The following is a 19,098-nucleotide window of genomic DNA, read 5'->3' on the forward strand; positions in this document are numbered from 1 at the left end:
ATTCGAACAGGCCGGAGAGATGAGATGGAAGAGATCATGCAATTGATCTCCAGATGCGTTCAGGTCATGCAAGAAGGCGGCAGCGACCAATGGGACGACGAGTATCCGAACCGGGATGTCATCGGGGAAGATCTGAGCCGGGGGACGCTGTTCGCAGCGGAAGGCGACGGACGGATCCTTGGCATCATGGTGCTGGATCAACATCAAGATGAGCAGTATGACAAGATACCTTGGACGGAGACGGAAGGGCCGCATCTGATGATGCACCGGATCGCTGTGGATCCGATGGCCCAGGGACAAGGAATCGCGCGTAAGCTGGTTGCTTTTGCGGAACAGTTTGCCCAAGAGAATGGATACAAGAGCATCCGGCTTGATACATACGCCAAAAACGCGCCGGCCCTCAAGCTGTACCGGGGCCTCGGCTACGATCAGCGGGGCGAAGTGAACTATCCGGGACGGGAAGCGGGCTTTCCGGCTTTTGAAAAAGTGTTTGTATAGTCTTCGGCAAGGTAATCCGATACCAGTATAAAAGAAAAAATCCCCTTTTCTCCGTACGTTGGAGACTAAGGGGATTTTTGTTCTGTTTATATGGCGATCAAGCTTTAAACTCCGCCGGGCGCTCAGGGCTGGCTTCCGCGAGCGCTTGGCGAAGGCTGTCGGCGTCGTGCTCGCGGTAGCTTGGCGTACCCGGCTGCTGTCGCCAGGACTCATCCAGTCCCCCGGCGTCGATGGCGTCAAAGCCAAGTTCTTCAATCAGGTCAAGCACCACCTGCTTAGAGGCGGGATCGTCTCCAGCCACCGGCAGCGCCAAACGTCCAGGGCTGCCCTTCGGCAGGCCGCGTTCCAGCAGATTTTGGGCGGATATGCCGTTAAAAGCTTTATTTACGGGCCGCTTCAGATGCTGTTCCACCCAGCGGCTCTCCGGCAGGCCTGCTTCAATTTCTGCAATGAGACCGTCGCGCTGGCGAGGGTAATAGTTCCCCGTATCGATAATCGCGGCATTCGGTGCGGTATGGTCGAGGATTCCGGCAGGAAGGTTAGGAATGTTTTTCTGTGGAATCGTCACAATGACCACTTCTGCGCCCTTCGCCACTTCCGTGACTTCCTTGGGTGCTGCTCCTGTTTCTTCGGCAAGTGCAGCCAAGGTTTGTGGGCCTCTCGAATTGGCGATGGACACCTCATGTCCGAGTTTGGTCAGGCGGCGGGCGAGATTTCCGCCGATATTTCCAGCACCGATAATCGCAATTTTCATTTATTCCGACTTCCTTTCCCGAATTAGTTGTATATTTTCAAATAAACTGTAACAAAAACAGTTATCGATGTAAAGCGCTGCAAACTATTTTTTTCCAAATTAGTGATCCTGCTGCGGGTAGAGCTTTTGCATGGTATCCAGGAAGCCTCGGAGAAGAGGAGAGATGGGGTCCTTTTTCCATACAAAAGACATCCTGTATGCGGATTGGCTAACTCCAAGTACTGGCTTATATGCGAGATCGGTGCGCAAATGCCGGGCAGATTCATGAATCAGGGCAATGCCGAGACCCGATGAAACGAGCGACAACAACGTATGCATTTCGTCGGCCGTTTGAACAATGGCTGGACTGAACCCTGCCTCCATGCATACTTGAATCATGGTATCGTAATAAACCTTTCCTACTTCCCGGTTGGTAGTAATAAACGATTCCCTGCTTAATTCGCCGATATGCACAGTATGGCGGTTACCCAAAGGATGTTCGGGAGGGAATGCGACCCAGAAAGGCTCGCTCCGGATGGAGTAGGACATAAGAAGCGGCTCGTTCACGGGAATGCCTGTAATACCGATGCTTAGCGTGCCATCCAACAGAGCTTCGATTTGGGAAGATGAATGTAAATGGCATGGTGTGATTTGGACTTCGGGATATTTTTGACGGTACGCCGAAATGACCTGAGGAAGAATGTCCCAAGTTGCGGATTCCACGAATCCGATCCTGAGTTCTCCGATCATCCCCGAAAATGCGCGGCTAACCTTATCCACGGCACGATCCGCGTGGTGGAGCAAGTTTCTGGCTTCCTCATAAAATAAACTTCCGGCCGCTGTCAGCGAAACACTTCGTTTGGTACGGATAAACAAGGCCCCGCCTAGCTCCTGTTCGAGCTGGCGAATCTGCTGACTAAGTGCAGGCTGGGCGATTCCCACCCGATCGGCTGCACGTCCGAAGTGCAGTTCTTCGGCCAAAGTGACGAAATATTTGAGCTGCCGCAGTTCCATAACGATCCTCCAAGTCCCTTTTTTAATAAGTAAAACTTATTACAGAAATATAAAACCGATATTTCGCTTATGATCGGATTGATATTACAATAGAATTCATCCAATGTCACACACATGGCGAAAGGAAAGGTGATCAAGATGACTCCAATGAAACGTACAGCGATCGTAACTGGCGGCAGCAGTGGAATCGGATTCTCGATTGCTCAACGACTCATACAAGAAGAAATCGGTGTCATGATCCTTGGGAGACACGAAACTTCTCTGAGGGAAGCATGTAAGCGGCTTGGCGAAGGCGCTTCATGGGTACAAGCAGATGTACGCTGCCGTGAAGATGTACAGCGGGCCGTCGAGGAGGTAGTCCACCAAAACGGACGTTTAGATATCGTGATTAACAATGCGGGATTCACGGGTGAGGCCGTTTCTACCGGAGTGCCTCTTGAAGATTCCGAACGGTTCTGGGATGACATTATTGGCGTGAACTTGAAGGGGGCATTTTTGATGACGGCTGCCGCAGCGCCATATTTGGCAAGTCCGGGCGGCAGGATCGTCAATATCAGCTCGATCGGGGCGTTTACAGGTGGAAGCGGCCCCGGGTCCCTGGCATACGCCGCCTCGAAATCCGGGCTCCATGGCCTTACGTACGCTGCAGCCCGAGAGCTGAGCGTCAAAGGGATAACGGTGAATGCCGTGGCTCCAGGCTTGATTACGGATACCGGTTTTGGCCACCGTGAGGATAAACTGCAGCAGCTGATCCCGAATATTCCTGCCGGGCGTCCGGGGACGCCGGACGAGGTAGCTGCCGCGGTCTTATACTTGATTTCGTCGGATGCATCTTATGTCACTGGAGAAATTCTGAACGTCAATGGCGGATGGCTTTTTGGGAGATGACATCTTTCATGCCGGATATGGCCAACACATACGCACGCTAGCGCCCTATACCAGGGCGCTTTTTTTAATATCAGAAAGTATAAACTCCAGAGCCATGGTTTCGATATTGCAAGAAAAACTTCCTTTAGAGGCGGTCTGTTTTCTGTGAAGGTACGTCGATAGACGTTTTTTTATAATATCAGAATGTATAAACTCCAGAGCCATGGCTCCCTGATATTGCAAGAAAAACTTCCTTTAGACGCGGTCTGTCTTCTGTGAAGGTACGTCGATAGACGTTTTTTTTATAATATCAGAATGTATAAACTCCAGAGCCATGGCTTCCTGATATTGCAAGAAAAACTTCCTTTAGACGCGGTCTGTCTTCTGTGAAGGTACGTCGATAGACGTTTTTCTTATTTTGTGAAAAATCGGTAATTTCTGAATCAGGTCCACTTAATGGGAAAAGCTACCCATGATCAGGTTCCAGAAAGGAAAACTTAATCTTGGAAAATTACAGATTAAACAAATGCAGTCTTAGCTGACCGGAGTGAACTTAGCCCGTATGTTTCCCCTGCATGTCATCCCCACCGGGTCTGCAAAAGCCTGATACATCAAGGGTTTAGGCGGGATTCATAAAGTTTTGTCATCAGGGCTCCTGACAATATAGCGTTTTCATTTTATTGAGTGTCAGGTTGATGTCGGCTAGGATGGATATAGGACGAACGACGTATTGTAAAATACCGTTCGACAAAAGTTTACAAGGAGGTTATCCTCATGGCCCAATCCACATCTTCCTCCGCATCCGGTGCCGCCCGGGTCGGAGTTCAAAAATTCGGGCGCTTCCTGAGCGGCATGGTCATGCCGAACATCGGAGCGTTCATCGCGTGGGGCTTGATCACGGCTCTGTTCATACCGACCGGCTGGATTCCGAACGAGTATCTCGCGAAGCTGGTCGACCCGATGATCAAGTACCTGCTCCCGCTGCTGATCGGATACACCGGCGGTACGATGGTGCACAAGCAGCGCGGCGGCGTGATCGGCGCCCTGGTCACGATGGGCGTCATTATCGGAACCGACATTCCGATGTTCCTCGGCGCGATGGCCGTCGGTCCAGGAGCTGCCTGGGTGCTCAAACAGTTTGACAGAGCCGTCGAAGGCAAAATCAAGTCCGGCTTCGAAATGCTGGTCAACAACTTCTCGCTCGGCATTATCGGCGGCGTGCTCGTCCTGATCGCATATTCGATCGTGGGACGCATCATCGAAGCCGTCACCAACGTGCTTTCCTCCGGCGTTGAGTTTCTGGTTCACCACCACCTGATTCCGCTCGTCAACATTTTGATCGAGCCGGCGAAGGTGCTGTTCCTGAACAATGCTATCAATCACGGGGTATTGAGCCCGATCGCGATTGAACAAGCGCAGACCGCAGGCAAATCCATCCTGTTCATGCTTGAATCGAACCCGGGTCCCGGACTCGGTATCCTGCTCGCATACATGATCGTAGGCCGCGGATCCGCCCGTCAATCTGCACCGGGTGCGGCGATTATTCACTTCTTTGGCGGGATTCATGAAATTTACTTCCCGTACATTCTGATGAACCCACGCCTCATTCTGGCGGCAATGGCCGGCGGCGTGACAGGCACATTTACGTTCTCGCTGCTGAACGCGGGACTCGTTGGCCCGCCATCTCCGGGCAGCATCATCGCTTACCTGGCCATGGCGCCGCGGGGAGAAATCCTACCCGTACTGAGCGGGGTCATCACCGCTGCGATCGTATCCTTCGTCGTGGCTGCGCTTCTGCTGAAAACCAGCAAGAAGACGGAAGAAGACCAGGACGATCTTGAAGAAGCAACGAAACGTATGAAAGACATGAAAGCTGCAGGAACTCCGGCTGCTGCGGCGGCCGCTGCGGCAGAAGGGGCGAAAGAAGCAACGGCTCCTTCGGCGGCAAGCACGGCTGAAGGGCAGAAGAGCAAAGACGAGGTTCACAAAATCGTCTTCGCCTGCGACGCTGGCATGGGCTCCAGCGCCATGGGCGCTTCCATCCTTCGCAAGAAGATGAAAGCCGCCGGATCGCCGATCGAGGTCACGAACACGGCGATCAGCGACATTCCGTCCGACGCGGATATCGTTGTCACGCATAAAACGTTGACAGACCGTGCTCGCGGCGTAGCGCCGCAAGCAGAGCATATTTCCATCGACAACTTCCTGAAGAGTCCGGAATATGACGAGCTTGTCGAACGCTTGAAATAACTATAAAAACGCTTGAGGCGAATGGATGCGGGCATATGGGCCGGCATCCAAGCGCCTTTTGCGGTCGTTATGGAGGCTAAGGGGCATGGAATTGTCACACCGTGTAAGACAGATCTTGGATTTGCTGCTGCGCAGCCCTTCGGAGAGTACGGTTGCCGAAATCGCCAGCAGCATTCGGGTCAGCCCGCGGACGGTGCACAGGGAGCTGGACACGGTCGAGAGCTATCTGCATCGGCACGGGATTACGCTTCACCGGAAAGCCGGTTCCGGCCTCAGTGTAGAAGGTGACCCTTCTCAAATGGAACAAGTCCGCTCGGAGCTGCTCATGCCCGCCGAGATCGAATATTCGGCGGATGAGCGGCAGGTATACCTCCTTGCCCGGCTGCTTGGTTCGCGGGAACCGGTGAAGCTGTTTACGCTTGCCCACGAGATGAAGGTCACGGTACCGACTGTAGGAGCAGATCTGGACGATTTGACCGACTGGATCGGCAAACAAGGCTTGCTGCTGATCCGCCGGCGAGGCTATGGAGTGGAAATTACCGGCTCGGAGCCTCTGATCCGCGAGGCGATTCGTACGCTCGTCCGCTTCCGGCTGGATGACTTGTCGCTTATCGGGTACTCGGAGCAGAATCCGCATCATCCTGTGGATGCCCGAATCGTCTCAATGGCCGGGGCGGACCGCATTTCGGTGATCGAAGAAACCTTATGGAAGTGGGAGGAGCGGCATCAGGAAGAATCCTTCAGTGAGGAAGCCTATACCGATCTGCTGATCCGGTTGTCCATCGCGGCAGCCCGCATTCGCAAGGGCATCACGGTCACTGAAGCGGAAGCCGACCGCCTCATCAATCTGCGGCGGTTTGACCGGCCATCCGCTATGCCGGCTCAAGACCATAAATTAAAGTCTGCCAAACTTTTATGCGATGAGCTGGGTCAAGTTCTGAAAATGGAATATCCGCTTGCTGAAGTGAGGTATACCGCAGAACTTCTTGAAAGAGCTCTGGCTCATTCGACAGGAATGCTGCCGGCGGACGATTTGGAGCTTGCCGGGACCGTCCGGTCGCTCATCCGTAAAATGAGGGAACTGGATGCGAACGACTACACCGCTGACCGCTCCCTTCGGGACGGTTTGTTCATGCATCTGAAAGCGGCGATGGAACGAATCACAGCAGGGCAGCGGATCCGGAATCCTCTGCTGGATACGATCCGCAAGGACTATGCCGAGCTGTTCGGCCGGGTCCGGCAGGCAGCTGACGCCGTTTTTCCTTCTGTCCGCATCCCGGACGAGGAGATCGCTTTTCTGGTGATGCATTTTGGAGCCGCGCGGGAGCGGATCGGCCAGATCCCTCAGCATATGCGAGCGGTGATCGTATGCACGAGCGGGATCGGTTCTTCGAAAATGCTGGCAGTTCGGCTGCGTAAAGAATTTCCGCAGCTCCAAATCGTCGAACAGGCTTCATGGTATGAGGCCGCAAGGATACCGAGAACGGACTATGATTTGATCATCAGTACCGTCGACTTGCCGCTGCCGGAGGAACAATATTTGAAGCTGAGCCCGCTGCTTACCCCATCTGAAGCGGAGAAGCTCCGGGATTATATCCGGCACCGCGGCGTGAAGCCCCTGCCGGACGCGTTATCAGCGGATGCCGAGCCGCTGCCGGGATTACTGGAGGATTTGGCACCTGAGCTGAGAGATTGGCCTGCCGGACGCCGGGAAGCGGCCGGCACAGCCGATATTGACGGCTTGCGTTCATTGCACCAAACCCTCCAGCAAAGCATTGAGCTCCTGGAAGCTTTTCGCGTGCTGCCGCTGCGGATCGAAGGGCAGCCGAGCCTTGATCAATGGCTGCTTGCCGCCTGCTCAGCGCCGGTGCTCAGGGACGTGATTCTGGATCCGGAAGCAGTCGCAGCTCTGCTGCTGCAGCGGGAACAGCACGGGACCCAGCTGATTCCCGGCACGGAGCTGGCGCTGTTTCATACGCGCAGCGATGCGGTGAAACGGCCGGCATTGATGCTCTTTGAACTGGATCAGCGGCTCAGGCTGGATGACTCAGGTGACGTTGAGCTGTCGCGCTTTTTACTGATGCTGGCTCCGCGGCAGCTCGAGCGGGAAACCCTGGAGGTGCTGAGCGAAATCAGCGCAACACTGCTGGACACGGATATGATTGAAGCCCTTGCGGAGGGGGATGAAGGGCGCATCAGGGAACTATTGTCCGCCCATCTCCGCGCATACTTAAAAAACAAATTGGAAAGAGAGTGATCATCATGAGTATTTTATCCGCAGATCAAATTCGAGTGAACGTTAAAGTATCCGACAAGTATGAGGCCATTCGCCTTGCCGGACAAATGCTGGTTGATGCCGGACATGCGGAACAGGAATATGTCGATAAGATGATTGAACGCGAAAATGCCTTGTCCACTTATATGGGCGCAGGCCTGGCCATTCCCCATGGGACCAACGAAGCCAAAGGAATGATCAAGTCGACCGGATTGGCCGTGCTTCAAATTCCGGATGGGGTCGATTTTGGCGGGGATGAGCCGGCGGTACTCGTCGTCGGGATTGCCGCCCAGAACGGTGAGCATATGGACATTTTGACCAGCGTCGCCATGGTTTGCTCGGATGAGGACAGCATGGAAGGCATCCGTACGGCGAAGACCGCCGAGGAAATTTTGAGCATCTTTGAAAGCGGGATGGAAGAATGAAGGCTCTACATTTCGGCGCAGGCAATATCGGAAGGGGATTTATCGGCTTGCTGCTGTCGCAGTCGGGTTACGAGGTCGTATTTTCCGATGTGAACGAGTCGTTGATGCAAACGATCCAGCAGCGCGGTTCTTACACGGTTACCATTGCCGACGAGAGCGGGAAGCAAATCCCGGTAGAGGGCGTTAACGCCATTGACGGCCGGGATCCCGCAGCGGTGGCAGAAGCAGTGGCTTCCGCCGATATGGTTACGACGGCTGTAGGAGTGAACATTCTGAAACATATCGCCCCGGGGATTGCAGCTGGTTTGAAGCTTCGGATGGAACGCGGAGCAGCTCCGCTGCATGTCATTGCCTGCGAGAACGCCATCGGCGCAAGCACCCAGCTGAGAGAACATGTCATGGGCCATTTGTCGCTCGAAGAGCAGCAAAAAGCGGCTTCTTTTGCAGCCTTCCCGGATTCTGCGGTAGACCGTATCGTGCCGCTGCAGCATCATGAGGATCCGCTAGCTGTCACGGTGGAGCCGTTCTACGAATGGGTGATCAATCGATCCCAAATGTTCTCCGGCTCCCAGGAAATCCAAGGCGTTCATTACGTTGACGACTTGATTCCGTATATTGAGCGCAAGCTTTTCACAGTAAATACCGGTCACTGCAGCGCGGCTTATGCCGGATACCGGAAAGGGTATTCGACCATCCAGGAAGCGATGAAGGACGAGGAAGTCGCCGGGCTGGTTACCGGTGCCCTTCAGGAAACGGGAAGCATGCTCGTGCGTGCTTACGGCTTTGATCCTGCGGAGCATGAGAACTATATCCGCACGATCATGGACCGCTTCCGTAATCCGTATTTGAGCGACGAGGTTGTCCGGGTCGGCCGGTCGCCGATCCGTAAGCTGTCCCCGGATGACCGCTTGGTCCGGCCGGCGCTTCGTGCCTGGGAGCAGGGCGGTGCTTTCGAGCATTTGACCGAGGTTATGGCGCTGGCTCTAAAATTCGACTTCGCGGAAGATCCGGAGGCCGTCAAGCTGCAGGGCATGATCGCGGATCAAGGCGTCCGCCAGGCTTTTGCCGAAGTAAGCGGTCTGGATCCAGACCATATGCTGACCGAGAAAGTGTTGAAGGCTTACAATCATCAATAATCGATCGAAACTAGCATGTTCACGATAGATGAATTCCAACGTAAAATAAGGAGGTATGGCCCATGAGCCAACTGCTGACCGGCGTGCCCGCATCACCGGGCATCGCCATTGCCAAAGCGTACCGGCTGGAAGCGGAGGAGTCCATCCCGCAGCAGAGAAAGGTCGACGATCCTGCTGCTGAGCAACAGCGTCTTCGCAGCGCCGTGGATGCGGCCAAGGCTGATATCGACCGGATCCGTGAAACGACGCTGGAGCGGCTTGGACCGCAGAAGGCCGAGATTTTTGAAGCTCACCTGTTTCTATTGGACGACCCGGACCTGATCGACACGACACTGGACCAGATTGAGAGCGACGGCGTCAACGCGGAATATGCCCTGTACGAAGTGGCTTCCAGCATCATCGAAGCGCTGCAGTCCATGGATAACGAGATGCTGCGGGAACGCGCGGCAGACGTTAAGGATATCACGGGACGGGTCATCAGCAAGCTGGAGGGACGGGAGCACAGCGCGCTGTCCGAGCTGAGCGCCGAAACGATTCTGATTGCCAAAGACTTGACCCCGTCGGATACGGCCCAGTTAAATCTGGAATTCGTCCGGGGCTTCGTCACGGAGATCGGAAGCCGGACGTCGCATTCCGCCATCATGGCCCGCTCCCTGGAGTTGGCTGCCGTCGTCGGGACCGGTGCGGATGCTTCTGCGATTCGGACGGGGGATATGATCATTCTTGACGCTACGGCCGGGCAGGTCATCGTCAATCCGTCGGATGAGCAGCTCCGCGAATATACCACTCGTAAGGCAGAATATGAAGAGTATAAGACCCGCATGCGCAGCTATGTGGACCGGCCGTCGGTCACCGCAGACGGCGTTGAGGTGGAGCTGGCCAGCAATATCGGCGGCATTGACGATCTGGAGAAGGTACTGGCGAACGGGGCGGACGGCATTGGCTTGTTCCGTACCGAATTTCTGTATATGGGACGCAGCTCGTTCCCTTCCGAAGAAGAGCAGTATTCCGTCTACAAGCATGTATTGGAGAAAATGAACGGCAAGCGCGTCGTCATCCGTACACTGGATATCGGCGGCGATAAAGAGCTGCCTTACCTGCAGCTGCCGAAAGAGATGAATCCGTTTCTGGGCCAGCGGGCCATCCGTTTATGCCTGGATAAGGAGGATTTGTTCCGCACCCAGCTTCGGGCGCTGCTCCGGGCCAGCATGCACGGCAAGCTAGCCATTATGTTCCCGATGATCGCCGTCCTGGGCGAGCTTCGTGAGGCGAAGCGGATTCTGGCGGAAGAACGCGCCAAGCTCGAGCAGGAGGGCACGAAGGTGTCCGATACGCTTGAAGTCGGCATTATGATCGAAATTCCCGCTGCAGCGATCGCCGCCGATGTGTTGGCGAAGGAAGTGGACTTTTTCAGCATAGGCACGAACGACCTGATTCAGTACACGATGGCGGCGGACCGGATGAACGAATCGGTCGCTTATCTGTATCAGCCTCATCATCCGTCGATTCTCCGTCTGGTGCAGCTTGTGATCCAGGCAGCTAACCGCCACGGCAAATGGGCCGGCATGTGCGGCGAAATGGCCGGAGATTCGGCAGCGATTCCGCTTCTTCTCGGCCTCGGACTGTATGAATTCAGCATGAGCGCCTCGTCCGTACTCCCGGCCAGAGAACTGATTTCCCGCTTGTCCAGAGAGGAATGGGCAGGTTTGGCCGAGCAGGCGATCGGCATGAGCACCCAGCAAGAGGTGCTTGATTTTGTCAACCAACAACTAAGGAGTGAAGCATAAGCTATGGTATCCCAAACTTTTACCGTCATCCACCCGCAAGGTTTTCATGCCCGCCCTTCGAAACTGTTCGTAGAGAAGGCAAATACGTTTCCTTGTAAAGTTACGCTGTTCAAAGGCGAGAAAAAAGCCAACGGCAAAAGCTCCCTCGGGCTGTTGACCCTGGGCATTGCCGCCGGCGATGAAATCCGGCTGGAAGCCGACGGTGAGCAGGAAGAGCAGGCGCTGCAGGAGCTGGGCCAAATGCTCACCAAAATTTACGAAGAATAGTCTGAAGCAGCAAAAACCATCCAAAGCCTCAGGGAGAAATCCCTGTTGGACTGGATGGTTTTTTTGTAGGGGAGCAGCCGGTCACAACTTAAGCTGCATGTTATATAAATGCGCATAGGTGCCGCCCTGTGCCAAAAGCTCTTCATGCGTTCCCTGTTCCGCAATCCCGTCATCGGTCAGCACGATGATCCGCTGTGCATTCCGGACCGTAGACAGCCGGTGGGCGATCACCAACGTCGTACGGTTGTCGGACAGCCTCTCCAGCGACGACTGTACCGCCTGCTCGCTGTCGTTGTCAAGCGAACTGGTGGCCTCATCAAAGATGATCACGGGCGGATTTTTGAGAAACACGCGTGCAATGCTGAGCCGCTGCTTCTGACCGCCGGATAACTTGATTCCGCGCTGGCCGATGTCGGTATCATAGCCGTCCGGCAGCCCCATAATGAAATCATGGGCATGGGCCTTTTTCGCCGCCTCGATAACTTCCTCGCGGGTCGCCTCCACGTTGCCGTAACGGATATTATCCATAACTGTGCCAGCAAATAAATAGATATCCTGCTGGACGATGCCAATGTTCCGCCGGAGGGACCGCAAAGTTAATCCACGGATGTCTTTGCCATCCAAAAGAATGGTTCCTCCGCTGACTTCATAAAACCGGGGGATCAAGGAGCACAGCGTCGTTTTCCCGACGCCGGACGGACCGACGATGGCTACGTATTCGCCGGCTTCGATGGTAAGAGACAGGTCGGTCAGCACTTCCCGGTGATCATCTTTATACTTGAAGGAGACCTGCCGGAATTCCACCTTGCCTTCGGCATGGCCGAGTTCTGCCGCCCCTGGCGCGTCGCAGATATCCGGCTCTACCTCCAAAATCTCCATGAACCGGTCAAACCCCGTCATACCTTCCTGATACAGCCTTGCGAAATTCACCATCCGCTGAATGGGCTCGATCAGAATGCCGATGCATAAAAAGAAGGTCAGCAAGTCCGGAAGCTGCATCGACGAGTGGAGGATAGCGGCACCGCCGAAGACGATAACGGCCACGGTAATCAGCTGTGTAAAGCCGATCATTCCGCCGGAGAAAATGGCTTCGCTCTTGTACCCGTCGCTCCGGCTCTGGAGAAAGCGGGCATTGGCCCGGGCAAATTTGCGGATCTCCACGTGCTCGTTCGTAAACGATTTGACCACACGGATACCGGCGAGGGAGTCTTCCACCTGCTCGTTGATGTCCCCGATCCGGTCCCGGCTGATTCGCAGGGCCGCATTCATTTTCCGGTTAAAATAAAACGCGTACGCAGCCATCACCGGCAAAAATACAAAGACAATTAAGGTCAGCTTAACGTCGATCGCGATCAAAATGATAAACGCACCGGTAAATTTCAAGATCGAGATGAGCAGGTCCTCCGGTCCGTGATGGTACAGCTCGGCAAGGGATAAAATATCGTTTGTGGTCCGGGTCATCAGCTGGCCGGTTTTTTGTTCGTCGTAAAAACGGAACGAAAGCTTCTGCAGATGCTCGAACAGTTCGCTTCGCATGTCGCCTTCCATCATCGCGCCCATCATGTGGCCTTTGTAATCCACGAACACCTCGCAGGCAATATGGAGAATGACCAATGCGAGCATCCCTGCACCGACCTCATAGATTTGGGAAAGCGAGTCAGAATGAGCACCGTCAAGCAGCTCGGAGGTAATGTAGCGGACGCCGAGCGGAAGAACAAGCGTAATCGCCGACAAAATAAAAGCGCATGCCATATCGGCGGCAAACAGTCCCTTGTAGGGTCTATAGTAGGAAATGAATTTTTTGATTCTGGAATTCAATTGGATTCCTCCCGTAATGCAGGAGGGTTAAAGTATAGTCGCCCTCCCGTTTGTAGGTAAGACGGCGATTTTTTTCATAGAAAACACCCTTTCCATAAGAATTACTTTCATCATATCCGAACAGATTTCCATTTAGGAGTAAAATTTGCCTATATCTAAAAATTACTGCGGTGTGGGTACGTTTTATTAACGGCTTATGGGATTGATTCATGAAGGATGGGGCGGGTAATGAAATAAAACGCACTTTCTTATAAAAAGATGCGGGCTCCTGTGCAGTCAGTCCTCTTTGTGTTACGAAAGGAGCTGATTTATTATCCGGCATCATCTCATGGAGTTTGAGCAGCTTAAGACGGATGAACATCATTGGCATTGGGTGGTCAAGTTCCGGCACCACCGGCTTGTGGTCCATGAACCCGGCAAGGTTCTGCGGATCGCAAGCGACATCATCATTTCGCTGTGCTACATCAGCGGCAGCATGCTGTTTTTTCAGGAGTCGACGCAAACGGCGGGCGTGTGGCTGTTCATCATGGGCAGCTGCCAAATGCTTGTCCGCAGCGTGCTGCGCATTCTGGGCAAAATCGATTGGAAACAGCGCTAAGTCATTACGCAAAAAAGAGGTCTGGCTGCCATGTGAATCCAGGTCCTTGGCGATGGACCCCGATAATGATCATTCTGACGCAAGTTAAAAAGCCGCATTGCTGCGGCTTTTTCTCTGTGCAGGGAAAGCATGGGCTGTTGAACATAAGCAAATAAATATCTAAACACTTCGGACGTTCTGAATGACAATGTTGCTGTGGGGCAGCGACGGAATATCGCTGAAGCTGTAGCTTAAATCCTGCTGTGGCACGTCATAGCTCATCCGGTTGGCCAGGAAGTCGAGGCTCTCCTTCATGATTTCCAGGGTTATCCATTCGCCGGCGCACCGGTGCCCTGTATCATGATCTCCTCCGCCTTGAGGAATAAACCTGAAAGGGGATCCTCTCCAATGTTGAAAACGGTCCGGCATAAACTTCTCCGGCTTGTCCCACAGGTCCGGGTGGTGATTGGTGCCGTACAAGTCCAGCATGGTTAACGTCCCTTGCTCAAACCGATAACCGTTCCAGACAAAATCCTCTGCCACCCGTGCTGCCGTCACGGGGAAGAAAGGATAGAAGCGGCGGACCTCCTGGATAAAATGTCCAAGCCGCATTTCATCCGATCCGGCCAGCTTTTCCCGCTCTTCTGGCTGCTGAATGACGGCCAGTGCGGTAAAGGCGATGTAAATGGAAACGGCGACGATCGGACGAATAATGTTCAGCATTTCCACGGCGGCGGTTTTTAAGTCGAGCAGCTGGCCATTCAGATCCCGGTGAAAAGAGATCACGGCCAGTGCCGAATGTTCCGGCGCTGTGAAACGGTTGGCGCGCACGTCCTCAATCAGGCCGCTGATCCAGGACTCCGCCTTGGTTCTGGCGTTCCGGCCTTTCATATAAGTGATTCCAATGGAGGCGGGAGATTCGAACAACGCGCCGAACCAGCCCGTCTTCTCTCGTACCTCTTCCGGTTCAAGCGGAACTCCAACCCATTCACAGGCAACCCGGCATAACAATTCCTTGGCTTCCTCGTAAATCTCGACTTCTTTCCGCGTTTCAAAGTTTTTCGCTGCAATCTCCCAATATTTTCGGGTCAGCCCCCGCATTCGCTGCATCGCTTCGTCGGACATGAGAGACATGAACATCGCTTTCCGGTGGCGATGGGCTTCGCCGTCCAGCGTTTGAACCCCGTTTTCACCGAACAGCGTTTTGATCACGCGTTTGGGTGCCGCACCGAACCGGATAAATTTGTCCTCGTCATAAAACAGCCTGGCGGCTTCTTCCCCGCGCATGCAAATGGCCCGTTCGCCAAGCAAACGCGTCTCGAATACATCCGATTGAAATCCGAGGGTTCGGTTCGTGATGTACAAATAGCCTTCTTTAAGAAAAGCTAAACTATGATCCAAGCCTTCTTCTGCCGGCATCGGTCTGTTTTCTTCCAACATGAGTGCAACCTCCTTTTACTAATAAACCGCATCATATATACTTACCCGAACTGTACTCGATAGATCGTACCCGGCATGGACATGAGAAGGATTTGGATCAACAGGGGTACGAATCGAAGTATTCCCATTCTCCCCGAAGGATAAAAGGCAGCCGCAAACCAAGATGCTTTGGAGGAAGCGGTCAAGGACCCCCGAATGTTTCGGAGTCCTGCGTCGTTCTGAGGGAGTTTTTGGAGGAGGATATGAAGAGAACTTTGTCGAATTAAACCTAACAAGTAAATAACTTCCAAGAAGGCAGAAGTTCTTCTCGGGTTAGTTATTGGATGGTAGAGATAAGGGGCAGGGGATGATATGGCTGGAAGGAAACTGATTATGGGTATCGACGGAGGGGGCTCCAATACCAGAGTAATCATCGCAAGTCCGGAAGGAAACATCGCTGCGTACATCGAGGATCAGAAAGCGGCATCGCAGCATCGGGATAACCAGGCTACGGATAATGTCAAAACGGCGATCCGCAAAGCCCTTTCCGTCGTGGGGTGTTCTCCCGGGGAAATTTGCGGCATGGCCGCAGGCATCGCCGGTTACGACCGGGATCAGGATTTAGAATGGGTGAAGGAACTGACTCATTTACCGGAAATGACATGCCCCAAGTGGCACGTAAACGATGCGGTCGCCGCCCATTATGGTGCGTTGATGGCAAAGCCAGGCATCGTGGTGATTTCCGGTACAGGCTCAATTATTTTCGGTATCAATGAAGAAGGGCAATACTTACGTAATTACGACTATCATCACTATGCCGCAAGCGCAGCCAGGTTTCTGGCCTATGACGCCGTTTATGAAGCAATTGCCGGACATACGGACGATACTGACGGGCGTCTGGTTCATGATATGCTCTCGCATTGGAATGCAGCCGACCTTGGGGAACTTGCACTCCTGGGCAGGAATGGTTTCCATGATGACCGCCGCGAAAGGGACCGGGTATTTGGAGCCTTTGCTCCTTATGTTACGGAGGCGGCAGCGGCAGGCAGTTCATTAGCCCAAGTGGTTTGCGACCGGTCCATTCACCAGATCGTGGTTGGCATCCGCTTGCTCGGACGGCATTTTCAGGCCGAAACGCTGCGGGTTGCGTGCATCGGGAGCGTGGCGAACAGCACTTATTTTCAAGGAAAGCTTAAGCGTATCTCCACAGATGATCCGGGAAGGCCATTCGGTTTGATGGAGCCGCATTTTCCTCCCGTTGTAGGCTCGTTCTTGTATGCCATGGAGAAGCTGGGACTTCCGGTTACGGACAGTGTCCTCAGCAGGCTTGAGGACACATTAAGCGTAAAAAATAGGGCCATCGTAGAATCATAATGCTCGGTCTTTATCGAGTTTACAATTTCTGGCGTATGAATGAGGAAATTTGAAAAAACTGGCGAAAGTATCCCGTGTATTGGCTTTCATGACGAATATTCATTCACTTCCGCGTGTAATCGCTATTGAAAGCCAGGGAGGAATTCGTTATTAGTATTAATAGCAGCCTATTTAGGTGAGTGCTAATAATCAGAAACGGGAGGGGGTTATATTTATATGACCATTCTGTTCGATGATGCGGCACTTGATCCCGCCGAGGGGCAAAAGGTCATAGTGGACGGACTTTAGCGTATAGGGGCTGAAGACCAGACAACTCCAAAACAGAAGTCGTTGATGAATGAATTTTTTACGCTCATGGTGCCATGATCGAGAAAAGGTTCGCCATGCGCCGGCTTCTTTTTTTATGACCGAAAACCGAACTGGAGGGTGATCAACCGATGAAAGCGTTGCTGTTGGCCGGGGGACTGGGCACACGCCTGCGGCCGTTAACTGAACAAATGCCGAAACCGATGGCGCCGGTAGGAAATCGTCCCTGGATCGAACACTTGGTAAGGCAGCTTAGAGATCAAGGGGTGAGGGAATTTGTCCTGGCGCTCAAGCATTACCCGGACCTGATTCGAAACCATTTGGGAGACGGCAAAAAATGGGGGGTCTCTATCGAGTATGTTATAGAGGACGAGACGCTGGGTACTGCCGGCGCCATTAAAAACGCGGAATCGCTGCTTGGCGACTGCTTCCTGGTGTTTAACGCCGATATCGTACAGCATATGAATATTAAACCGCTCATTCAATATCATCAGGAACGGCAGGCGACCGTTACCATCGGGCTGACCGAGGTAGAGGATCCCAGTTCTTTTGGCGTTGTAGACATCTCGGAAACAGGCCGCATAGCCCGGTTTGTGGAAAAACCGAAATCGGGGGAAGCACCTTCGAAACTGATCAATGCCGGAATCTATGTCATGAACAAAGAAGCCTTGAGCTACATACCGGCAGGCCGCGAGGTATCGATCGAAAGGGAAACCTTCCCTCTACTCATTGAAGCAGGGGAAGGCGTGTATGGCTTCACGATGACCGGATATTGGCTCGATATGGGCACCCGGGAACGTTATCGGCAGGTGCATTGGGACCTTCTGGATCGCAAATTGAAGCTGCCTCTGCCGGGTAAAGAGAAGACTTCGGGAATCTGGACAGGGAACAGCTGCCGGATCGGCGACGGTGCCCTTTTGATCCCGCCGGTCGTGATCGGGAACCGCGTGCAAATCGGCGATAAAGCCATCATCGGACCGTATACGGTCATCGGGGACGACTGCCGGATTGCCAATAACACCCGATTATCAGAGACGATTCTGTGGGACGGCTGTCACGTAAGGGAAGGTGCACAGCTGTACCAATGCGTATTCGGATTCGGCTCGGAAATCGGATCCCGGCACATCCTTTACGAAGCTTTTGCACACCGCATCAAAGAGGAGGAGGAGGAGATTACCGTATGAATCGGATCGCTTATATAGGCACTTATGTGCCTCAAAAATGCGGGATTGCCACCTATACGCATCACTTGCGGCAAAGCGTGAACGGAGCCAGAGGCTGGAAGGGCCAAGATGAGGTTTACGCCGTCAAGCCGGCGTTCAGTTTGTTGGGAGACACGGATCCGATGATCCATGAAGTCGAGAAGGAGGACCGCAAAGCATACCGAAAGCTTGCCGAGCGGTTGAACCGGAGCGACGTCTCCGTCGTTTCGCTTCAGCACGAATTCGGAATTTTCGGCGGGGAGGCCGGCGAGTATGTGCTTGATTTGGTCGATCATCTCGATAAGCCGTTTGCCGTTACCTTTCATACCGTATTTGAACATCCGGAAGAGCCGTATTTAAGCATTCAGAAGCGGATTGCCCAGCGGAGCGATTTGATATTGGTTATGAACCGGCTGGCTGCCGGCTACCTCCACCGATCGATGGGTGTGCCGATGGATAAAATCCGCTGCGTGCCTCATGGAACACCGGAGCCTGCAGCCGGTTTACGCGAACGGACGCGGCAATTCATGGGGTGGGACGGACGTAAGGTCATGATGTCCTTTGGCCTTCTCAGCCGGGGGAAAGGTTTTGAGTTGATCCTTCGTGCTCTTCCGGATGTCGTTCGAAAAGTTCCGAACGCCTTGTATGCCATCGTGGGGCAGACGCATCCTGAAGTGCGCAAATGGGAAGGCGAAGCGTACCGTCAGGAGCTCGAATTACTCGCCCGTGAGCTGGGGGTGGATGGCCATGTCGTCATGATCGACAGGTTCGTGGAAGAGAACGAACTGGCCGGGCTGTTATCGGCCGCCGACTTGTACGTTACGCCTTATCCGGGCATGCAGCAAATTACGAGCGGAACGCTCGCTTATGCGGTCGGTTTGGGCCGGCCGGTTCTGACGACGCCGTATGCCTATGCCAAGGACTTGCTGGGGGATTATCCGGAGCTGCTGATTCCTTTTGATGATACGCAGGGATGGTCGGAGCAAATGGGAGCTATTCTTTCCGAAGAGGAAACGGCGAAAAGATGGGAACGGGAAATGGGGCGGATTGGAGCGGACATGCATTGGTCCAAGGTCGGTCAGCTCCATCTGGAGCTGTTCAACGGATTGGCCGCTTCCGTTCCGGAAATCATGAAAGCGAACTGAGGGGG

At 53.7% G+C, this 19,098-nt stretch carries 16 protein-coding genes; 12 read left to right on the forward strand and 4 right to left on the reverse strand.

The annotated features are described in order from the left end of the window. The first annotated feature begins 24 nt into the window (after window positions 1-24). Window positions 25-498 carry a GNAT family N-acetyltransferase gene (locus KI379_RS10945; protein ID WP_244879254.1) on the forward strand — a complete coding sequence of 158 codons (474 nt, stop codon included), beginning with the start codon at window positions 25-27 and terminating at the stop codon, window positions 496-498. Window positions 499-595: 97 nt separating this feature from the next. Here the strand turns inward: KI379_RS10945 and KI379_RS10950 are convergent, their stop codons facing one another. Both KI379_RS10950 and KI379_RS10955 read right to left on the reverse strand, forming a co-directional pair. Continuing rightward, window positions 596-1,252 carry an NADPH-dependent F420 reductase gene (locus KI379_RS10950; protein ID WP_212983560.1) on the reverse strand — a complete coding sequence of 219 codons (657 nt, stop codon included), beginning with the start codon at window positions 1,250-1,252 and terminating at the stop codon, window positions 596-598. A gap of 99 nt (window positions 1,253-1,351) precedes the next feature. Continuing rightward, window positions 1,352-2,245, reverse strand: a complete 894-nt coding sequence (locus KI379_RS10955; RefSeq protein ID WP_212983561.1) for a LysR family transcriptional regulator — start codon at window positions 2,243-2,245, stop codon at window positions 1,352-1,354. 138 nt (window positions 2,246-2,383) lie between these two features. On the opposite strand from KI379_RS10955, the gene KI379_RS10960 reads away from it, so the two are divergent. The 7 genes from KI379_RS10960 (at window position 2,384) to KI379_RS10990 (ending at window position 11,252) form a co-directional block, all read left to right on the forward strand. Next, window positions 2,384-3,133 carry an SDR family NAD(P)-dependent oxidoreductase gene (locus KI379_RS10960; protein WP_212983562.1) on the forward strand — a complete coding sequence of 250 codons (750 nt, stop codon included), beginning with the start codon at window positions 2,384-2,386 and terminating at the stop codon, window positions 3,131-3,133. 753 nt (window positions 3,134-3,886) lie between these two features. Next, window positions 3,887-5,362: a PTS mannitol transporter subunit IICB gene (locus tag KI379_RS10965; protein WP_089547050.1), complete on the forward strand. Its 1,476-nt coding sequence runs from the start codon at window positions 3,887-3,889 to the stop codon at window positions 5,360-5,362. 85 nt (window positions 5,363-5,447) lie between these two features. Beyond that, entirely contained in the window at window positions 5,448-7,619 is a 2,172-nt protein-coding gene (locus tag KI379_RS10970; RefSeq protein WP_212983563.1) for a BglG family transcription antiterminator, read from the forward strand. A 5-nt stretch (window positions 7,620-7,624) separates the two neighbouring features. Then, complete coding sequence (locus KI379_RS10975) at window positions 7,625-8,062, forward strand: PTS sugar transporter subunit IIA (protein WP_212983564.1); 438 nt, start codon at window positions 7,625-7,627, stop codon at window positions 8,060-8,062. Further along, complete coding sequence (locus tag KI379_RS10980; protein ID WP_212983565.1) at window positions 8,059-9,198, forward strand: mannitol-1-phosphate 5-dehydrogenase; 1,140 nt, start codon at window positions 8,059-8,061, stop codon at window positions 9,196-9,198. Before KI379_RS10975 ends, KI379_RS10980 begins: the two co-directional genes overlap by 4 nt. Before the next feature lie 62 nt (window positions 9,199-9,260). Continuing rightward, entirely contained in the window at window positions 9,261-10,985 is a 1,725-nt protein-coding gene (ptsP, locus tag KI379_RS10985; RefSeq protein ID WP_212983566.1) for a phosphoenolpyruvate--protein phosphotransferase, read from the forward strand. 3 nt (window positions 10,986-10,988) lie between these two features. Further along, complete coding sequence (locus KI379_RS10990; RefSeq protein ID WP_076166519.1) at window positions 10,989-11,252, forward strand: HPr family phosphocarrier protein; 264 nt, start codon at window positions 10,989-10,991, stop codon at window positions 11,250-11,252. Between the two features lie 81 nt (window positions 11,253-11,333). Here the strand turns inward: KI379_RS10990 and KI379_RS10995 are convergent, their stop codons facing one another. After that, on the reverse strand, window positions 11,334-13,070 hold the full coding sequence (locus KI379_RS10995) for an ABC transporter ATP-binding protein (RefSeq protein ID WP_212983567.1): 1,737 nt from the start codon (window positions 13,068-13,070) through the stop codon (window positions 11,334-11,336). Window positions 13,071-13,398: 328 nt separating this feature from the next. On the opposite strand from KI379_RS10995, the gene KI379_RS11000 reads away from it, so the two are divergent. Beyond that, window positions 13,399-13,668 carry a YrhK family protein gene (locus tag KI379_RS11000; RefSeq protein ID WP_076166513.1) on the forward strand — a complete coding sequence of 90 codons (270 nt, stop codon included), beginning with the start codon at window positions 13,399-13,401 and terminating at the stop codon, window positions 13,666-13,668. A 159-nt stretch (window positions 13,669-13,827) separates the two neighbouring features. Here the strand turns inward: KI379_RS11000 and KI379_RS11005 are convergent, their stop codons facing one another. Beyond that, on the reverse strand, window positions 13,828-15,084 hold the full coding sequence (locus tag KI379_RS11005) for a cytochrome P450 (protein WP_373309588.1): 1,257 nt from the start codon (window positions 15,082-15,084) through the stop codon (window positions 13,828-13,830). A gap of 354 nt (window positions 15,085-15,438) precedes the next feature. On the opposite strand from KI379_RS11005, the gene KI379_RS11010 reads away from it, so the two are divergent. The 3 genes from KI379_RS11010 (at window position 15,439) to KI379_RS11020 (ending at window position 19,093) form a co-directional block, all read left to right on the forward strand. Further along, a complete protein-coding gene (locus KI379_RS11010; RefSeq protein ID WP_212983569.1) occupies window positions 15,439-16,440 on the forward strand; it encodes a BadF/BadG/BcrA/BcrD ATPase family protein in 1,002 nt (333 codons plus the stop codon). A gap of 437 nt (window positions 16,441-16,877) precedes the next feature. Continuing rightward, window positions 16,878-17,930: a nucleotidyltransferase family protein gene (locus tag KI379_RS11015; protein ID WP_212983570.1), complete on the forward strand. Its 1,053-nt coding sequence runs from the start codon at window positions 16,878-16,880 to the stop codon at window positions 17,928-17,930. Next, complete coding sequence (locus KI379_RS11020; protein ID WP_212983571.1) at window positions 17,927-19,093, forward strand: glycosyltransferase family 4 protein; 1,167 nt, start codon at window positions 17,927-17,929, stop codon at window positions 19,091-19,093. The genes KI379_RS11015 and KI379_RS11020 overlap by 4 nt, the downstream gene beginning before the upstream one ends. Window positions 19,094-19,098: the final 5 nt, after the last annotated feature.

The organism is Paenibacillus cineris (assembly GCF_018333335.1).
GTDB classification, from domain to species: domain Bacteria; phylum Bacillota; class Bacilli; order Paenibacillales; family Paenibacillaceae; genus Paenibacillus_AQ; species Paenibacillus_AQ favisporus.